We start from the raw sequence: 17487 nt of genomic DNA on the forward strand, positions 1-17487 counted from the left end.
TGCCCCGTAGGGGCGGACTCACGGAGCTGCGAAGCAGAGGGGCAAATCAGGGCCGTGCAGACCTTCCCATTCACCACTGCCCACTTTCCCCTTCCCCGCCGTCCCCTACACTGCCCCCCGATGACCGCTTCTTCCCCCACCATCACCGTCGTCGGCGCCGGGCTCGCCGGTTCGGAGGCCGCGCTCGCGGCTGCCCGCCTGGGCGTGCGGGTGCGCCTCCATGAGATGCGCCCGGTCAAGATGACCCCCGCGCACCGCACCGGGAACTTCGCCGAACTCGTCTGCTCCACCTCGCTGGGCGGCGAGGGCGAGATGCAGGCCAAGGGGCTGCTGCAAGCCGAACTGCGCTCGGTGGGCGGGGCCATCGTGGGGGCCGCCGACCAGAGCCGCGTTCCGGCAGGCAACGCCCTGGCCGTGGACCGCGACGAGTTCAGCGCCCGAGTGACCGGGGCCGTGCGCGAGCACCCCCTCATCGAGGTCGTGCCCGGCGAGGTCGAGGCCGTCCCGGACGGCATCGCCGTGATCGCCACCGGGCCGCTGACCTCGGACGCGCTCGCCGCCGACCTGATGCGCCTGACCGGCAGCGAGCGCCTGAGTTTCTATGACGCCGCCGCGCCCGTGATCGCCTTTGAAAGCATCAACCTGGACGTGGCGTGGCGGGCTGGGCGCTACGAGCAGAGCGCGGACTACATCAACTGCCCCTTGACCAAGGAAGAGTACCTCCGCTTTTTTGGGGCGCTGGAGCAGGCCCGCGCCCACACCCCACACGACTGGGAAAAGCTGGAATTCTTCGAGGGCTGCATGCCCATCGAGGAGATCGCCCGCCGGGGGGTGGACACGCCGCGCTTCGGTCCCATGTCGCCCAAGGGCCTCGACGACCCCCGCACCGGGCGCTGGCCCTACGCGGTCGCCCAACTGCGGCAGGAAGACCGCGAGGGCCGAATGTGGTCCCTTGTCGGCTTCCAGACCGGCTTGAAGTGGGGGGACCAGAAGGCGGTGGTGCAACTCATCCCCGGCCTGGAGAATGCCGAGATCGTCCGCTACGGGGTGATGCACCGCAACACCTACCTCAATGCCCCGGAGGTGCTGGACTCGACCCTCCAGCTTCGGGCCGACGGGCAGAAGTTCGTCGCGGGCGTGCTCGCGGGCACCGAGGGCTACCTCGAATCCGCCGCGACCGGCTGGCTGGCGGGCACGAACGCCGCGCGGCTCGCGCTGGGCCTCGCGCCGCTGACCCCACCCGCCGAGTCCATGTTGGGCGGCCTGACGCGCTACCTCGCCTCCGCCAACCCCAAGGGGTTCCAGCCCATGAACGTGAACTGGGCGCTGGTGCCCGAGCTGCCTGCCCCCGAGCCAGGGCCGAGTGGCAAGGTCCGCAAATTGGGCAAGCGCGAGAAGCGGCCGCCCATGTTCCGCCGGGGCCTCGCGGCCTTCATGGCCTGGGCGGGGGAGGAGGCGGGCCTGAGCGTGACGCCGCCCGCCGTGCCCCAGCCGGAGGAAGACGCCCTGCCTGTGCTGCGCTGAGCGGGCGCATTCACCCCTCCGTATCACCGGCTGTCCTATGGTAGGAGCGTGACGGAGCGCGGGGGACATGACGGTGGGGGCGGCGACGAACGGATCCTGATCTACGGGCTGGGCCGCAGCGGGCGCGGCGTGGCCCGCTTTCTGGGCCGCGAGGGGCGGCAGGCCGAGTGGCACGACGCCCGGCCGGGGGCCGAGGACGAGGCCCTGATGGGTGACTTGGGCTTCAGGCGGGGGGACGTGGCGGGCACCTATGACACGGTGGTCGCCGCGCCGGGCGTGCCCATCGACCACCCGGACCTCCTGGCGCTGCGGGGACGGGGGGCGGAGGTGATCGGGGAGGTTGTGCTGGCGGCCCGTGCCCGCCCCGCGCTGCCGATGGTGGGCGTGACGGGCACGGCGGGGAAGGGCGGCACGACGGTGCTGATCGCCCACCTTCTGCGCGGCCAGGGCGTCGGTGCACGCGAGGGGGGCAACATCGATCCCCCCCTCCTCGACGTGGTGGACGACGCCGAGGTCGCGGTGGTCGAGCTGTCGAGCTTCCAGCTTGAGCGGGTGCCCGGCCTGCACCTGCCCGTCGCGGTGATCACCAACCTGGGGGTGGACCACCTCGACCGCCACCGCACGGTGGAGGCCTACCACGCGGCCAAGCAGAACATCACGGCGGGGCAGACGGGGGAGGACGTGCTCGTCGTCCCGGCGGGGCTGGACGTGCCGACGCGGGCGCAGGTGCGGCCCTTCACCCCTGGGCGCCTGAGCCTCGCGGACGGGCGGGAGGTGCTGGCCGCCTCCGAGCTGCCCGAGGGCCTGCACCCCGCCAACGCCGCCGCCGCCCTCCTCGCTGCCGAAGCGCTGCTCTCGCGGCTGGGCCGCCCGGTGGACGTGCCCGCGCTGGCCGACTCGCTGCGGGCCGCCCAGCCCGTCTCTGGACGCTTCGAGACGGTCGCCCGCATCGGCAACGTCCGCTTCGTGGACGACTCCATCGCCACCCGGACGCTCGCGGTGCAGGCCGCGCTGGAGCGCTCGGCCCCGCCCGTCGCGTGGCTGGTGGGTGGGCGCGACAAGGGGGCCGACCTCGCTCCCCTGCGGGAGGCCGCGCGGGGGAGAGTCACCCGCGTGATCGCCTTCGGGGAGGACGGCGAGGCGCTGGCCCGTGGGCTGGACCTCCCCTTTGAAACCGTGCGGGGCGAGACGGGCGAGGCCACCCTGCGGGCGGCGGCGGCGGCGGGCCTCGCGGCGCTGGGCGGTCCCGGCGGGTCTGGCACCGTGCTGCTCGCGCCCGTGGGCACCAGCTTCGACAGCTTCCGCGACTACCGCGAGCGCGGTCTGACCTTCGCGCGGGTGGCCCGTGAGCTGGCGGGGGCGGCCCAGCCGGAGGGACAGGCATGAGTCTGCAACTCGTGATGGCGCAGGTCATCCTGCTGACGCTGGGGCTGATCGGGGTGGCGACGGCCTCCCCGGAAAAGATTCTGGACCACGGGGTCAAGGCGCTGATCGCGCTCGCGGCGACCTTTCTGGTGGCGCGGCTGCGGCCCCGCTTCTTCCTGAAGCTGGCCCCCTATTTCTGGGGCTTCACGCTGGTGCTGCTGGTGCTGACCCTCTTTATCGGGCAGGGGGCGGCGGGCAGCGAGGGGGTCAAGCGCTGGCTGGAGTTCGGACCGATTCGCTTTCAGCCGTCCGAACTCGCCAAGCTGGGGCTGGTGCTGCAACTGGCGTCTTTTTTCTCGCGGCGGGGCGTGCAGAACAAGCTGATCAGCGCCACAGGGATGATCGTCTTCACGACGCTGCTGATCATTCTGGAACCCGACCTGGGCACCTCGGTGCTGACCTTTGGCCTCGGCATCATCCTGATGTACGCCGCCGGGGTCCGCATCACCAACATCAGCGGCTTCGTGCTGGCGCTGGGGCTGCTGAGCCTGCCCTTCCTCAACAAGTATCTGGAGACGCACCCCTATATCCTCGAACGCTTTTTCGGCCACGTGAACCGTGAGGAGACGGCGGAGGTGGGCCTGGATCAGATCGGCAAGGCCCACCGCGACCTCAACTTCGGCGGGCTGTGGGGGCAGGGTCCGGATGGGCCGCGCTACTCGTACTTTGCCGACGACACCGACCTGATCGTGGCGACGGTGGGCTACTCCACCGGGCTGCTGGGCGTGGCGATGCTCTTTTTCGCCTACTGGCTCATCGTGGCCACCGCCCTGCAAGTCTCGCAGCTTGCCACCCGCGTGCGACCCATGACCCCCGAGATCCACGGCGCGACCATCCTCGCCACGGGCGCGATGTTCATGATCGTGGGGCAGGCCTTCGTGAATCTGGCGGTCGCGGCGGGCCTCTTCCCGGTGACCGGGGTGCCGCTGCCCCTCGTGAGCTACGGTTTTTCCTCCATGCTCACCATGAGCCTCGCCCTGGGCGTGATCCACAGTGCCATGCGCGAGGTGCGCCGCCAATTGCCCGCCGGAGAGGACTCGCCCGACGTGGTGGCGGTTCCGGCCGACTGACCGCAGCAACGCAGGAAGGCCCCAGCAGAACGCGGGGGCCTTTTCTGTGGCGGCTTATCTCCGGGGGTACAGCCAGCCGCGCAGCAGCCGCGAGAGGAGCGGCAACACCGGCCAGTTCAGGAAGACGGTCGCCAGAAAGGCCGACGGCAGAATCGCCGCCCACCACGGCCACCCCTGCACCAGCGGGCGCGAGAGCCACGTGAACAGCAGAATCAACGGGTACACCCCCACGAAGCCCACGATCACGTTCTTCCAGAGGGGCGGCGCCCCGGTCGTGCGGGCCGGGCGGTCGAACCACGCCTCCAGGCCCACCGACTCGCGGTAGTCCACCTCGCCCGCCGTAAACTCAGGCAGCCGGGCCAGCGCCGCGCGGTACTCCGGGGACTCCCGCCACGCCGCGAGCGCTTCCGGCGAGGCGAAGCGCAGCAGCGTCACGTATTCCGGTGTGCCGCTGCTCTCGCCGCGCAGCACGTGCACGCCCAGGAAACCGGGGTGCCGCCCCAGCCGCCCGTGCAGCTCCCGCGCCCACGCCTCGTACTCCGCGACCCGCGTGGGCCGCACGAGTTCGGTGACGACGAGGGTCACGCCTTGGGGGGCGGCGGGGGCAGCGGGCGGAGGAGTGGGGGAGAGGTCAGCCATGCGGGGGGCACTCTAGCAGGGAAGCGGCGGCGCTCAGGGTGCCCGCAGGCAGCTCCGCCCCGCGGCCCCGTCCGCCGCCTGCCGCGCCCGCACGTTCTGCTGGGGTACGGGCGCGATGCGGGCGACCACGCAGGGCCGAGCCCCGAGCCGGGCGACCACGAGGTAGGAGGTGACCTTGCTCGCCTCCACGGGGTCCGAGAGGTTGTAGCGCAGGATCAGGGCGACGGGCACCCCGGCCTTCAGGCGCCACTCGGCCCGGGGACCCAGGCTGGAAAACGCCGAGCCGACGACCGACCACAACTCGAGCGAGGTCTGCACCCCGCCGCGCCGAACGGTGACGTTCTGCCGCAGGTCGCCCTCCTCCACCAGAAGCTGGTACCCGCCGACGCCGCTGCACAGGTCCCGGACGTACCCGGCTCCCGAGGGGTCGGTCACCAGATTCCGGCAGGCCCCCGGTTCGAGCGAGGTGTAGAGGCTGGTGTTCGCCGCGAGTCCCGCGCTGGCGAGGGCCAGCAGGGCCGTCCAGATGGGTCGCATGGGATATTCCTCCTGCCATCAGTGTACGGAGGCGGGGGACAGGCCCGAAAGCGCAACACCCCCGGCCGGACAGCGGGGGGTGCGGCGGGAGGAAGTCCCTTACATGTTGTGCAGCACGTTCATGATGTCGCCGTCTTGCATCACGTAGTCCTTGCCCTCGGTGCGGACCCAGCCCTTGCTCTTGGCGCTGGCCCAGCCGCCCGCCTCGACCATCTTCTGCCACTCGATGACTTCCGCGCGGATAAAGCCGCGTTCGAGGTCGGAATGAATCTCGCCCGCCGCCTCGGGGGCCTTTTCGCCCCGGCGGATGGTCCAGGCCCGCACTTCCTTCTCGCCCGACGTGATGAAGGTGATCAGGCCCAGCGTCTCGTAGCCGACCTTGACAAGCTGGTCGAGACCGCTTTCCTGCACGCCGAGGTCCATGAGGAACTCGCGGGCCTCGTCCTCGGGCATCTCGGCGAGTTCGCCCTCGATCTGGGCACTGATCTTGACGACCGAGGCCCCCTCGCGCTCGGCATACTCGCGCACCTGCTGCACGTACGCGTTGTCCTCGCCCAGGTCGTCCTCGCCCACGTTCGCCACGTAGATCACGGGTTTGGTGGTGATCAGGCCGAAGTCCTTGGGAATCCTGGCCTCGTAGCTGCCCGCGCGGGCGGGTTTGCCCTCGCCCAGCACGCTCAAGATCTGCTCGGCGAGCTCGGCCTGCTCGCGGGCCTCCTTGTCGCCGCCCTTGGCCTTTTTCTGGAGGTTCGCCAGCCGCTTTTCCAGCCCGGCGAGGTCGGCGAGAATCAGCTCGGTGTTGATCGTCTCGATGTCGTCGATGGGGTCGACCTTCCCGGCCACGTGGACCACGTTGCCGTCCTCAAAGCAGCGCACGACGTGGGCGATGGCGTCCACCTCGCGGATATTCGCCAGGAACTGGTTGCCCAGGCCCTCGCCCTGGCTGGCCCCCTTGACCAGCCCGGCGATGTCCACGAACTCGACAAAGGTGGGGATGATGGGGGGCACCCGGTCGCCCTTGGTAAAGACCTTGGCGAGCGCGGCGAGGCGCTCGTCGGGCACGGTCACCCGCCCCACGTTGGGTTCGATGGTGGCGAAGGGGTAATTGGCGGCGAGCGCTCCGGCCCGCGTGATGGCGTTAAACAGGGTGCTTTTGCCGACGTTCGGCAGCCCGACGATTCCAACAGCGAGTCCAGTTCCCATACTCAATGTTCCTCCAGTAATTTTGCGTGTACAGACGCTTTTGCCCGCGTCCACAGGGCAACCGAGCGAGTATACCCAAGGTGTCCGGACCTCGGCAGCGTGCCGCCCCCGCCCGCTTCCGGGCGAGTCCCCAGGGACTCCTCCCCCGACACCCTCCCTCCCGGCGCTCAGGACCGCCCAGGGCCTGGCAGCAAGCCGTTTCAGGCAGGGGAGAGGGGGCTGACCTGGTCCAGCCTGAGGCCCTGAGCCTCTATGCTCCCTCCATGCCCCGCACGCCCCTCAACCTCACCACCCTCGCCGCCCGCGCGGGGGAAGAAGCCCGGCCCTCCGGCTCGGTTCCGCTCGCCGAGCCGATCTACCAGTCCACCGTCTACGCCTTCCCGGATTTGGAGGCCCTGGAACGGGCCATGAGCGGCGAAGAGCCGAACCCTTTCTACTACCGCAACGGCACCCCGAACGCGGGCACGCTGGAGCGGGCGCTCGCGGCGCTGGAGGGGACGGGGGCGGCCCTCGTCGCGGCGAGCGGCATGGCGGCGATCAGCGCGGCGCTGCTGGGGGTGCTGGAGGCCGGGGACCACGTGGTGGCCGACGCCCGCGTGTACGGGGTGAGTTACGCGCTGCTCGCCGAGGAGCTGCCCCGGCTGGGCATCCACACCACCTTCGTGGACGCCTGCGACCCGGAGGCGGTGGAGGCCGCCTTCCGCCCCGAGACGCGGGTGCTGCACGTCGAGAGCCTCACCAATCCCCTCATGACCGTGCCTGACGTGCCCCGGCTGGCCGAACTCGCGCACGGGCGGGGAGCGGTCCTCAGCGTGGACAACACTTTCGCCAGCCCCGCCGTCTTTCGGCCCGCCGAGCACGGGGCCGACCTCGTAACCCACTCTGTCAGCAAGTACCTCAGCGGGCACTCCAACGCCTTCGGGGGGGTGGTGTGTGGGCGCGAGGACCTCGTGGCGGCGGCGCGGACACGGCTGACCCGGCTGGGGGGCACCATGAGCGCCTTTGACGCCTGGATGACCCTTCAGGGCCTCAAGACGCTGGGCCTGCGGATGCGGGCGCACTCCGGCAACGCGCAGGCGGTGGCCGACGTGCTGGCGAACCACCCGCGGGTGCGGGCCGTGTACCACCCCGGCCTGTCGGACCACCCGCAGTTTCACCGGGCCATGGAACTCTTCCCCCACGGCTTCGGCGGGATGCTGAGCGCGGAGATCGAGGACGCCCCCGCCTTCGTCCGGGCACTCGCGGGCCGGATTCCCCTGGCCCCCAGCCTCGCGGACGTGGTGACCACCCTGTCGTGGCCGTGGGGGACATCGCACCGGGCGCTGCCCGAAGCCGAGCGCCGCCGCCTGGGGATCACGCCGGGGCTGCTGCGTCTGAGCATCGGCATCGAGGACATCGGCGACCTGCTGGGCGAACTGGAGGAGGCGCTGGAAGGCTGAGGACGGGTCGGGTGTTCTCCCACGCCATCGGTTTCGACGACGCCCCCTTCGCCCGAGAGCACCGGGGCGACGTGGCCGTGTTCGGCACCGTCTACGCGCGGCACACCCTGCACGGGGTCGTGAGCGGGCGGGTGCGGCGCGACGGGCAGAACAGCACCGCCGAACTCGCCCGGCTGGTGGGGGAGAGCGGATCGGGGAAGCACCTGCACCTGATCCTGCTGCAAGGGGTCGCGCTCGCGGGGTTCAACGTGGTGGATGTCCCCACGCTGGGCCGATGGACCGGACTCCCCGTCCTCGTCGTGGCGCGGCGGCCCCCGAACCTGGAGCGCATCCGGACGGCGCTGCTCACGCGGGTGCCCGGCGGGGCGCGGAAATGGGGGCTGATCGAGGCGCTGGGGCCGATGGAATCCTGCGGGGGCGTGTGGGTGCAGCGAGCAGGGTTGAGCCTGCCTGAAGCTGAAGTGGCCCTCGGTGCCCTGACCGTCACGGGCCGCATTCCCGAACCTCTGCGGGCCGCCCACTTGATTGCCGGGGGCGTGACGCGGGGAAGCAGCCGGGGTGGGCGGGTTTAGCGCCCTTCCGCCTCAATCTCCCGCAGGTGCTCGATCCGCCCCGCCGTGCCCGGATGCGTCTCCAGCAGGTCGCCCAGGCCACCTTCCCCCGCCTCCACGTCCGACTCGTCAGCACTGCGGCGGCCCGTCTCCAGCCGGGCGAGGAGGTCGCGCAGGGGCTTGGTGGTGCCGTAGGTCTCCATCAGGTAGGCCCCCGCGACCCGGTCCGCCTCGGTCTCGGCGGCGCGGGAGTAGCCGCCGCGCAGCAGGGCGGCGGGGACAGCGGCGGCGAAGGTGCCCGCGCTGACCACGTCGCCCGTGACGGCCACGGTCAGGAGCGTCAGCCCCAGCCCCTGGTACACCGCCGCCAGCCCGTGCCGCCCGGTGACGTGCCCCGCCTCATGCGCGAGGACGCCCACGAGTTCGCGGTCACTTTTGGAGAGGGCCACGAGTTGATCGGTCATCACGACCGTGCCGTTCGGCAGGGCGAAAGCGTTGGCTCCCAGCGCGAGGGGGCTGTCCCCCGGGAGTCCGTCGCGCAGCAGCAGGCGGTAGCCGTACCCGCCCCCCGCCGCCCGCGTGACCCGCCGGAAGGCCGCCTGGAGTTCGGCCTGCCGCGCCCGGCTCAGCCGCGTGGGGCCGAGGTAGTCGCCGTCGAGAAACTCGATGGTCTCCCGGTCGAAGGTCGCCAGCACCGGGCGGGGGGTGGCCGCTGCCGCCGCACGGGCCAGTGCAGGAATGCCGAAGACCACGAAGGCCGCGACGAGCGCGAGCGTTACCGCGAGCGCGCCCAGCGCCGTCCCCCAGCGCGACTCCAACCGCCGCACCCCGCCCAGGCCCCGGTTGCGGCCCAGCCGGATTTCCAGCGCGGTGACGGACGCGTCGTCGCGCGTCTCGAAGCGCGAGCCGTCCGGGAACTTCAGCACGCGCGGCAGCCCCGGCACGGGCGGCTCGATCTGCACCTGCGCGGGCGCCCACGGCAGTTCCGGGGCACCTTCCAGCCGCAGGGTCACGTCGCCGCCCCGCACCTCCAGCGTCGCGGGGTGGGGGCGGCTGCGGCGCCCGTCGAAGACTCGGCCTTCCAGCATCAGGTCGGGAGGCGTCATCAGAACCCCAGGTCGATGTCGAGGAGTTCGGTGGCGGCCTCGCCCAGCGCGTCCTCGCCGGGCGTCACGTCCGCCGTGAAGGAGTCCAGCGGCACCAGCGCCCGCACCTGCGTCCCCGAAAGGACGTACCGCGCCCGCCGCACCGCCGCCCAGGGGGTCGCCAACCCCAGGGTCAGGACCTGCGCGGCCACGTTCGACACCCCGATCCACACCAGTCGCCACGGGCTGAAGGTGGCCCCGGTGCGGACCACGCCGCCCACCTCCACCCGGTTCAGCACCAGCCGCAGGGTGGCCGCCCGGACGTACTGCCAGGCAATCCCGTACAAGGCCAGCACCAGCAAGTAGCCCGCCCCCAGCGCGGCCAGGAAGACGGGCGTCGGCCAGTCATCCGCGTTGCTCGGCAGTTCCAGCAGCCCTGTTCCGAACAGCACAGCCATCAGGGGCACGGCCAGCAGCAGCCCGCCTCCCAGCGTGAGGGCCACTCCGGTCAAGCCGATCAGGTAGAACTCGCCCGCGTCACCCCGGAACCTCGCCCGCGCGGTGCCGTAGGCGGCCCCGTCCACCTGGTAGCGCCGTTGCAGGAACCACGCGAAGGGCAGCGCCAGTCCCCCCGACAGCAGCGCGGCCACGTTGCCCAGCCCGTAGCTCGCGTAGGCCCCGCCCGCCCGCCCGTGGTGCCGGAACTTCAGCCCCCGGTGCGCAGTGCTGACCGCCAGAAAGCGCAGCGACTTCATCACCAGCCAGGGGTACAGCGCGAGAAACAGCACGGCGATGGTCCCCACCACGTACTCCCACCCGCTGAACTGAAACTGGCTCGCCAGCGTGTAGGTCAGGAAAAAGGCGCCCACCACCAGGTATCCCCGCAGCAGGGCGAGGGGCCGCGCCGTGTACTCGAAGTTCGCCCCGTCCAGCCAGGTGTGCCCGTAGAAATACTGCCGCTGCCGCACCCGTGCCCAGGGGAGGTACAGCCCCAGGGTCAGCACCGTCAGCGCCGTATTCACGATCCAGAGCCGGAAATATTCGCCCGCCTGCCCGGTGAAGGCAAAGGCGTGGGTGGTCACGGGGCTGACCGGCACGTCCGCCGTCTCCGCCGGGGGGAGGTGGCCGGGCAGGGCAGCGTGGCGGCCCAGCAGCACGGAAGGCGGCACGTCAGTCATGCCCGCATGGTACGGGGCGGCGCGGCGGGGGAGGGCGGCAAGTCGTGCGCGGCTTCCCGCACCCCATTCCCGCACCCAAAGAGAGGAGCGGACGCACGCGGCGCCCGCCCCCCGGAGCAGAACCTTCCGGACTTACCAGCGGCTTCCGCCACGGCTGCCGCCGTAGCCGCCCTGATCCCCCATGGGGGCGGGGGCGGCGTTGGTGACCACGACGTTCTTGGCCTGCGGCCCCTTGTTGCCCTGTCCGGCCTCGACCTCGAACTCGACCTCGTCGCCCTCGTTGAGCTTGCGGAAGCCGCCGCTCTGGATGGCGCTGTAGTGCACGAACACGTCGGGGTTGCCCGGATGCTCGATAAAGCCGTAGCCCTTTTCCACGTTAAACCACTTCACACGACCTTGAGCCATAACACTCCTTGCATCTCCACCGGCGTCACCCGGGCGAGCGGCCCTCTGGGCGGCTGCCGGTGGTGCAGGGTAAGCGGGGAAGACGGGCCGATTATCGCACGCCCCGGCCCCGGTGGAGGCCGGAGGTGCGCCGCCCCCCACACGCCCCGGCCCCTATACTCGGTCCAGACGTTGTCCGCCTGCTTCCCGCGCTCCCGCTCCCCGTCCCGGAGGCCCCATGCCGCTTTACGCCCTCGCCGACCTCGTGCCCGACCTTCATCCCCGCGCGTTTGTGGCGCCCAGCGCTGACCTGACGGGCGCCGTGTCGGTGGGCGAGGAGGCCAGCGTGTGGTTCGGCGTGGTGGCGCGGGGCGACCTCGAACCCATCGTGATCGGGCCGCGCTGCAACGTGCAGGACGGCGCCGTGCTGCACACCGACGAGGGCCACCCCTGCACCCTGGAAGAAGACGTGACGGTCGGACACCGGGCGGTCGTCCACGGGGCCGTGTGCGGGGCCGGAAGTCTGGTCGGCATGGGCGCGGTGATGCTCAGCGGCTCGCGGCTGGGGCGCGGGGCGGTGCTGGCAGCGGGGGCCTTGCTGCGTGAGGGGCAGAGCGTGCCGGACGGAATGCTGGCCGTGGGCGTGCCCGCCCGCGTGGTCCGTGCGGTGGACCCGCCCGACAACGCCGCCCGCTACGTGGAACAGGCCGCCCGCTACCGCCGGGAGGCTCGCCGTCTCCCCGATCCCGCCGCACCCGAGGGAGGCCAGCCGTGACTGCCCCCGGCGAGGTGCCCCAGGGAGGCCCCGAGGAGGTCGTGCCCGAACTCGCGCCGATGTTTCCGGGGGCCGCGCCCTTCTTGGCCCGGTTTCTGCCGCACTCGCCGCCCACCCACACCGGGCTGGGCGTCCCCTTTTGCGACCTGCACGCGCTGCTGCGTCACTTCCATGACCAGAGCTGGTACGGGTACCTGCACGCGCATCTGGGCGATCAGCACGCCGCCGTGCTGCTGTACGAGGGCCGGGCGGTCACGGCGGCCTCGGTGAGCGCGGTGGGCGAGCAGGCGCTGGGCGACCTGCTGGACCTGTACGGGCAGGGGGCGGTTCTCAGTGCCCATCCGCTGCCGCCCCCCCTGGCCCACGCCCTGAGCGGGGTGGGCAGCCGGGCGTGGAAGGTGGACGTCACGGGCGAGTTCACCGGGCTGCACGTCTGCGCGTCGGGCGCGACCTTTTACGCACGGGGAGCGGCCATCGCCACCCTGCCCGTAACCCTGCCCTACGAGGGGGCCTTTCCGGCGCCGCTGCGCCCCCAGACCCTGATGCTGCCGCGCAGCCTGGCGGGCTGGGCGCACCACCCCTACACGCTGACCCTGCGGGGCCGCGACGCCCTGCACCCCATCACCGACGTGCACCGCACCTTTCGGCTGGGGCACGGGCCACTGGGCCTGGGCTTTCTGCGGGCGCTGCGCGAGGGCCTGACCCCCGCCGAACACGCACTGCGCGGCGACCTCACCCTGCACGACCTCGAACCGCTGCTGCGCGAGTTCGTGGCCGAGGGGCTGGTGCAGGGCGAGTGACGCCCGGCCCGGTGCCGCCCAACCCGGTGGCCCAGTGACGTTCGGCCCCGTCGCCGCGCCCCGACTGTGCTGGAATGCGGGGCGTGACGCTGCCCTCCCGGCCCCCCTCCTCCCCCTCTGACCCGGCCCTCGCCGCTGGCCGCACGGCGACGCTGGCGGTGCTGGCGGGCCTGTTCATGCTGGCGACCACGCCCTTCCTGGGGCGGCTCCTCCAGGGACAGGCCGATCACCTCTTGCGCAACGTGCTCTACGCGCTTGCCACCGCTGTCCTGCTCTGGCAGGTCTGGCGCGGCAGCGTGTGGGCGTGGCGGCTCACCGTGGGCTTCAGCGTCTTTTCGGGGCTGCTGGTCTTTATCGTGGGGATGCTGGCGGGCGTGAGCAACTGGCAGGGCTGGGTCATCAGCGCGGCAGGGCTGGGGTTCATGGTGCTGGGGCTGTGCCTGGTGTCGGTGCCGGGCATCCGCGCCTATCTGGACTCGCGCTGGTCGGCGCGGGGCAGGCGCTCAGGGGGGCAGGCATGAGCCGCCGCTTCACCGTGCAGGGCACGAACAACGCTTTCACCTGCGCCCACTGCGGAGCAGCGGTGCAGCCTCTCCAGAACGGTTCGGTCCGCAACCACTGCCCCGAGTGCCTGCACTCGCTGCATGTGGACATTCTGCCCGGCGACCGCGCCAGCGACTGCCACGGCGTGATGGAACCCGTGGGCGTCGACCAGAGCGGCAAGAAGGGCTGGGTGATCCTACACCGCTGCCGCAAGTGCGGGTACCAGGGCCGCAACAAGGCCGCCCTCAACGATCCGGGCCAGCCGGACTCCTGGGACGCCCTCGTGGCGCTGAGCCGCCGGGCGCAGGAGTAGGGGCCAGAAAGGGGAGGGGGCCGGAGGCGATGTGCCCCGGCCCCCTTCCCGACACCGCCCTCAGCTCTTGCAGCGCACGTCCTTGCCGAAGTGCTTGGACGACAAGAAGGCGTAGCTGTTGGTGGCGAAATAGTTCTGAATGGCCGCGTTCAGCGCGAGGCGGGTCGAGTCGTTGTCCTCGCGGACCATGTAGCCGATGGGCACGCTCCACAGTTCCGGCCCGAAGTAGACCTTGACCTTGGGATAGTTGCGCTTGATGGCGGGTTCCATCACGGTATAGGCGAAGGTCGCGTCGACCGCTTTGGTCAGGACCGCGAACAGCACGTCGCCGGTGGACTTGTAGACCTGAACGTGCTTCTCGAAGGGCAGCTTCTGCACGTAGGAGTGCATGATCGACCCGGCGCCCACGCCGATGCTCTTGCCCGCGAGGTCGGTGTGCTTTTGCAGGGCGGGGTTCAGCGACGCCACCGACACGCCCGCACAGGCGGTGGGGACCGTGAAGTCCACCTTGTTCTCGCGGGTGCTCGTCACGCCCAGGGCACCCACGGCCACGTCGGCGCGGTCGTCTTGCAGGGCCTTGATGAGCTGGTCGGCCGCGACCTTCTGCACCTCGACCTTCAGGCCCATCGTGCCCGCCACCGCCTGCAGCAGCTCGATCTCGTAGCCGGTAAAGCGGGTGCCGTCGGCCACCGTGAAGGGCGGCAGGTCACCGGGCGTGGCGACGCGCAGCACGCCGCTCTGTTTGATCTGCGCGAGGGTGCGGGCCTCGGCCGCGTTCAGGCTGCTCAGGCCCGCCACGAGGGCGAGGGTGGAGAGAAGGAACCGTCGGGTGGGAAACATAGGCACGTCCTTTCAGAAGGACCGCCGGGGGAGAGGCGGCCCGTGGGAGGGCTGGAGTGGAAGGGGGCGACACGTGCCCGGCAGCCGGACCCCGTGGCCCCTGGGGGTCGCGTGAAGGCAAGGTAAAGGGGCGATCCTGTCAAAATCCTGACGGCATGGGGGGAGGCCGGGGGGCCGGGCCGTCCGTATTACACTCGCCGCATGGCTCTGTGGCTGGTGGTGGCTTTTATCGTGCTCAGCGCGTCCCTGATCCTGGCACTCTCCTACGGTCCCCTGCGCACGGCGGCAAACGTGCGGACGGTGCGGAGCTTCGCCGCCGTGCAGTACCTCGCGGCGGCGCTGCTGGCGGGCGCCCGCCTGACGGGGCAGGCATGAGCGCCCCCACGGCGGGGCTCGCCACCCCCGATGCCTGGGTCATCGACCTGCACTTTCAGGATCAACCCGGCGTGATCGCCTCCTACGTCCTCGACACCGGAGATGGCCTGGCGCTGGTGGACGTGGGGCCGGGCAGCACCCTGGGCGCCTTGGAAGCGGGACTCTCGGAGCGCGGCGCTTCCCTTTCCGACGTGCGCCACGTCCTGCTCACCCACATTCACCTGGACCACGCGGGCGCGGCGGGCACCGTGCTGGAGCGTGTCCCGCGTGCCCGCGCTTATGTGCACGAGCGCGGCGCCGCCCACCTCTCGCGCCCCTCGCGCCTGCTGGCGAGCGCGGCCCAGATCTACGGCGACCAGATGGAGCGGCTGTGGGGCGAGATGCGGCCCATCGACCAGGGCCGCCTGACCGTCCTCTCCGGCGGGGAGGGCCTGCGCCTGGGCCACCTGGAGGGCGAGGCCCTGTATACCCCCGGCCACGCGGTCCACCACCTCGCCTACCACCTCGGAGACGACCTGTTCGTGGGGGATGTGGGGGGCATTCGCTTGGACGCCCGCCAGACGCCCCGCGCCCCCACGCCGCCGCCCGACATCGACCTCCCGGCGTGGCGGCGCAGTGTGGAAGTGCTCCGCGCCCGCGACGCCCGCACCCTGGCGCTGGCGCACTTCGGCACCTTCCGGCAGGAGGCGGCCCACTGGGACGGCCTGCTCAGCACCCTGGACCAGGACGCCGCCGTGGTGCGAGAGGGGCTGGAAGCCGGGCAAGCGCCCGAGGAGATCACCGAACGCTTCACCGAGCACCTCTTTGCGGACTTGGAGGCGGAAGCGCCCGGCCTCCCGGGGCGCTTCGGCTTCGCGTGTCCTCCCTGGATGAGCGTGCAGGGCCTCGCCCGGTACTGGGGCCGGGCCGCCGTGCGTGGTGGGGCCGAGCGCCGCCAGGACGGGACAGACTGATGCGCGTCCTCGTCGTGGGTGGGGGAGGGCGCGAGCACGCCCTCGTGGACGCCTGTGCCCGGTATGGCCACGAGGTGCTGTGTACGCCCGGCAACCCTGGCATCGCCGCCCAGGCGCGGGTGATCGCCAGCCCGCAGGACCCGGAGGCTCTGGCCGACCTCGCCGTTCGGGAGGCGGTGGACGTGGTGATCGTAGGGCCGGAGGCTTACCTCAGTGCCGGGCTGGTGGACGCCTGCCAGGCGCGGGGTGTCCCTGCATTCGGCCCCACCCAGGCCGCCGCCCGTCTGGAAAGCGACAAGGCCTGGAGCAAGACCTTTATGGAGCGTCATGGCATCCCGACCGCCGCCTATCAGGCCTTCTCGGAACTGGAGGCGGCCCTGAGCTTTCTGAAGACGCAACCAGTCCCTCTCGTCGTCAAGGACGCGGGATTGCGGGCAGGCAAAGGGGTCACGGTCGCCCGCACCCATGAGGAGGCGGAGGCAGCCCTGCGGGGCATCTTCTCCCAGCCCAGCGCACAGGCGGTGATCGAGGAGTTCATGACGGGGCAGGAGGTCAGCATCCTGGCCCTCACCGACGGCGAACACTACGCCCTGACGCCCCCCAGCCAGGACCACAAGACCATTCACGAGGGCGACCTCGGCCCGATGACCGGCGGCATGGGCGTGATCTGTCCCTTCCCGCTGGGGGAAGCAGACCTCGACTTCATCCGGCGAGAGATCGTGGAGCGGACGCTCGCGGGCTTGCGGGCCGAGGACCTGCCCTTCTGCGGCGTGCTGTACGCCGGGCTGATGCTGACGCCGGGGGGGCCGCGCGTGGTCGAGTTCAACGCCCGCTTCGGCGACCCCGAGGCCGAGGCGGTGCTGCCCCTCCTGGCCTCCGACTTCGCCCGGCACGCCCTGGACGCGGCGCGGGGACAATTGGACCCTACGCAGGTGCACTTCCGGGACGGGGCCAGCGCGGTCGTGATTCTGGCGGCCCCCGGTTACCCGGCCGAACCGCAGCTGGGCATTCCCCTGCGCCTGCCCGACCCCGGCCCCGGCCAGGTGATCTACCACGCGGGCACGGCCCTGCGGGACGGCGGGCTGGTCAGCGCGGGCGGCCGCGTGCTGGCGGTCACCGCGACGGCCCCCACCCTGGAGGCCGCGCTGGGCCACGCCTACGCCCTGGCGGACCGGGTGGAGTTTGCGGGGGCGCAGCTCCGGCGGGACCTGGGCTTCCGGCTGGGATTGCGCCCCGGCGCCGCCACGCGCTAGCATCCCGGCTGGCCCACGTTCCGGGCCGCAGGCCGATGTGGCGGAATTGGTAGACGCACTCGACTCAAAATCGAGCGGGCAACCGTAGGGGTTCGAGTCCCCTCATCGGCACCATCTGGCTGTTTTCCGCGATGCCCCGGCAGCCGTTTCTCTCCGAGGTCCACCCATGATCCTGACCCTCTTCATCATCCTGTTTGCCCTGGTCTGTGTGGGGCTGGTCTTTTTCGTTCTCCTTCAGGTCCCCAAGCAGGCGGGTCTTTCGGCCAGCATGGCGTCGGGCGGCTCACTGCTGGGTGGGCGCGGCGTCGAGGGGGGCCTCATCCGGGTGACAAGTGTCCTGGGCGGCCTCTTCATGCTGCTCGCCCTCCTCATCAACGTCGTCTCTCGCTGACCCGCATTTCCCCTGAAGATGAGCCGCCTGAGTGCATAGGCGGCTCTTTCTATTCAGCTTGTGGGCAAGGTGCGAACAGCGCCGAGAGGTGGTCCTCCCCGTTGCGGCGCCGAATTGGGCCTCCCAGACGAAAAGTTCACTCTGCGACAATCGCTGACCCTGCTGTGAATAGCCTGTGATTGGACATTCATCGTTGTACGCCTGGGGCT

General features: G+C 71.2%; 20 protein-coding genes and 1 tRNA gene. 14 read left to right on the top strand and 7 right to left on the bottom strand.

The window, feature by feature from the left end; translation table 11 throughout:
• The first annotated feature begins 120 nt into the window (after nucleotides 1–120).
• From trmFO to L1280_RS00715, 3 genes are read left to right on the top strand one after another with little or no spacing between them, the layout of a single operon-like run.
• The gene (gene trmFO / locus L1280_RS00705) at nucleotides 121–1524 is read left to right on the top strand and encodes a methylenetetrahydrofolate--tRNA-(uracil(54)-C(5))-methyltransferase (FADH(2)-oxidizing) TrmFO (RefSeq protein WP_253580085.1); all 1404 of its coding nucleotides are present in this window, start codon (nucleotides 121–123) and stop codon (nucleotides 1522–1524) included.
• A gap of 48 nt (nucleotides 1525–1572) precedes the next feature.
• On the top strand, nucleotides 1573–2910 hold the full coding sequence (gene murD, locus L1280_RS00710) for a UDP-N-acetylmuramoyl-L-alanine--D-glutamate ligase (RefSeq protein ID WP_253580086.1): 1338 nt from the start codon (nucleotides 1573–1575) through the stop codon (nucleotides 2908–2910).
• Nucleotides 2907–4019, top strand: coding sequence for an FtsW/RodA/SpoVE family cell cycle protein (locus L1280_RS00715; protein WP_253580088.1), 1113 nt, complete (start codon nucleotides 2907–2909; stop codon nucleotides 4017–4019). Before murD ends, L1280_RS00715 begins: the two co-directional genes overlap by 4 nt.
• A 54-nt stretch (nucleotides 4020–4073) precedes the next feature.
• Here L1280_RS00715 and L1280_RS00720 read toward each other — a convergent pair whose 3' ends face one another.
• The 3 genes from L1280_RS00720 to ychF all read right to left on the bottom strand — a co-directional run bounded on the left by L1280_RS00720 (nucleotide 4074) and on the right by ychF (nucleotide 6398).
• Nucleotides 4074–4658: an antibiotic biosynthesis monooxygenase gene (locus L1280_RS00720; protein WP_253580089.1), complete on the bottom strand. Its 585-nt coding sequence runs from the start codon at nucleotides 4656–4658 to the stop codon at nucleotides 4074–4076.
• A gap of 33 nt (nucleotides 4659–4691) precedes the next feature.
• The gene (locus L1280_RS00725) at nucleotides 4692–5195 is read right to left on the bottom strand and encodes a hypothetical protein (RefSeq protein WP_253580091.1); all 504 of its coding nucleotides are present in this window, start codon (nucleotides 5193–5195) and stop codon (nucleotides 4692–4694) included.
• A gap of 99 nt (nucleotides 5196–5294) precedes the next feature.
• Complete coding sequence (gene ychF, locus L1280_RS00730; RefSeq protein ID WP_253580093.1) at nucleotides 5295–6398, bottom strand: redox-regulated ATPase YchF; 1104 nt, start codon at nucleotides 6396–6398, stop codon at nucleotides 5295–5297.
• 263 nt (nucleotides 6399–6661) lie between these two features.
• On the opposite strand from ychF, the gene L1280_RS00735 reads away from it, so the two are divergent.
• Both L1280_RS00735 and L1280_RS00740 read left to right on the top strand, forming a co-directional pair.
• Complete coding sequence (locus L1280_RS00735) at nucleotides 6662–7837, top strand: PLP-dependent aspartate aminotransferase family protein (RefSeq protein WP_253580095.1); 1176 nt, start codon at nucleotides 6662–6664, stop codon at nucleotides 7835–7837.
• Nucleotides 7838–7848: 11 nt separating this feature from the next.
• The gene (locus L1280_RS00740) at nucleotides 7849–8409 is read left to right on the top strand and encodes a DUF99 family protein (protein ID WP_253580097.1); all 561 of its coding nucleotides are present in this window, start codon (nucleotides 7849–7851) and stop codon (nucleotides 8407–8409) included.
• Here L1280_RS00740 and L1280_RS00745 read toward each other — a convergent pair.
• The 3 genes from L1280_RS00745 to L1280_RS00755 all read right to left on the bottom strand — a co-directional run bounded on the left by L1280_RS00745 (nucleotide 8406) and on the right by L1280_RS00755 (nucleotide 11056).
• Nucleotides 8406–9494 carry a M48 family metallopeptidase gene (locus L1280_RS00745; RefSeq protein WP_253580099.1) on the bottom strand — a complete coding sequence of 363 codons (1089 nt, stop codon included), beginning with the start codon at nucleotides 9492–9494 and terminating at the stop codon, nucleotides 8406–8408. The two genes, L1280_RS00740 and L1280_RS00745, sit on opposite strands and share 4 nt — an antisense overlap.
• The gene (locus L1280_RS00750) at nucleotides 9494–10651 is read right to left on the bottom strand and encodes a YjgN family protein (protein WP_253580101.1); all 1158 of its coding nucleotides are present in this window, start codon (nucleotides 10649–10651) and stop codon (nucleotides 9494–9496) included. Before L1280_RS00750 ends, L1280_RS00745 begins: the two co-directional genes overlap by 1 nt.
• Before the next feature lie 132 nt (nucleotides 10652–10783).
• Nucleotides 10784–11056: a cold-shock protein gene (locus tag L1280_RS00755; protein ID WP_253580103.1), complete on the bottom strand. Its 273-nt coding sequence runs from the start codon at nucleotides 11054–11056 to the stop codon at nucleotides 10784–10786.
• 217 nt (nucleotides 11057–11273) lie between these two features.
• Between L1280_RS00755 and L1280_RS00760 the strand changes: the two genes are divergently transcribed.
• The 4 genes from L1280_RS00760 to L1280_RS00775 all read left to right on the top strand — a co-directional run bounded on the left by L1280_RS00760 (nucleotide 11274) and on the right by L1280_RS00775 (nucleotide 13466).
• A complete protein-coding gene (locus tag L1280_RS00760) occupies nucleotides 11274–11810 on the top strand; it encodes a gamma carbonic anhydrase family protein (RefSeq protein WP_253580105.1) in 537 nt (178 codons plus the stop codon).
• Nucleotides 11807–12610: a hypothetical protein gene (locus L1280_RS00765; protein WP_253580107.1), complete on the top strand. Its 804-nt coding sequence runs from the start codon at nucleotides 11807–11809 to the stop codon at nucleotides 12608–12610. The genes L1280_RS00760 and L1280_RS00765 overlap by 4 nt, the downstream gene beginning before the upstream one ends.
• A 74-nt stretch (nucleotides 12611–12684) precedes the next feature.
• On the top strand, nucleotides 12685–13131 hold the full coding sequence (locus L1280_RS00770; RefSeq protein ID WP_253580109.1) for a hypothetical protein: 447 nt from the start codon (nucleotides 12685–12687) through the stop codon (nucleotides 13129–13131).
• Nucleotides 13128–13466 carry an RNHCP domain-containing protein gene (locus L1280_RS00775; protein WP_253580111.1) on the top strand — a complete coding sequence of 113 codons (339 nt, stop codon included), beginning with the start codon at nucleotides 13128–13130 and terminating at the stop codon, nucleotides 13464–13466. The genes L1280_RS00770 and L1280_RS00775 overlap by 4 nt, the downstream gene beginning before the upstream one ends.
• A 60-nt stretch (nucleotides 13467–13526) precedes the next feature.
• Here L1280_RS00775 and L1280_RS00780 read toward each other — a convergent pair whose 3' ends face one another.
• Entirely contained in the window at nucleotides 13527–14306 is a 780-nt protein-coding gene (locus tag L1280_RS00780) for an ABC transporter substrate-binding protein (RefSeq protein ID WP_253580113.1), read from the bottom strand.
• A gap of 201 nt (nucleotides 14307–14507) precedes the next feature.
• On the opposite strand from L1280_RS00780, the gene L1280_RS00785 reads away from it, so the two are divergent.
• From L1280_RS00785 to secG, 5 genes are all read left to right on the top strand, one after another.
• Entirely contained in the window at nucleotides 14508–14681 is a 174-nt protein-coding gene (locus L1280_RS00785; RefSeq protein ID WP_253580114.1) for a hypothetical protein, read from the top strand.
• Nucleotides 14678–15634, top strand: coding sequence for an MBL fold metallo-hydrolase (locus L1280_RS00790; RefSeq protein ID WP_253580116.1), 957 nt, complete (start codon nucleotides 14678–14680; stop codon nucleotides 15632–15634). The genes L1280_RS00785 and L1280_RS00790 overlap by 4 nt, the downstream gene beginning before the upstream one ends.
• Nucleotides 15634–16887 carry a phosphoribosylamine--glycine ligase gene (purD, locus tag L1280_RS00795; RefSeq protein WP_253580118.1) on the top strand — a complete coding sequence of 418 codons (1254 nt, stop codon included), beginning with the start codon at nucleotides 15634–15636 and terminating at the stop codon, nucleotides 16885–16887. Before L1280_RS00790 ends, purD begins: the two co-directional genes overlap by 1 nt.
• 31 nt (nucleotides 16888–16918) lie before the next feature.
• Nucleotides 16919–17001: transfer RNA gene (locus L1280_RS00800), tRNA-Leu, on the top strand.
• Between the two features lie 52 nt (nucleotides 17002–17053).
• Nucleotides 17054–17278, top strand: a complete 225-nt coding sequence (gene secG / locus L1280_RS00805) for a preprotein translocase subunit SecG (protein WP_104990315.1) — start codon at nucleotides 17054–17056, stop codon at nucleotides 17276–17278.
• Nucleotides 17279–17487: the final 209 nt, after the last annotated feature.

The sequence above is a fragment of the Deinococcus sp. HSC-46F16 genome, assembly GCF_024171495.1.
Classification (GTDB): domain Bacteria; phylum Deinococcota; class Deinococci; order Deinococcales; family Deinococcaceae; genus Deinococcus.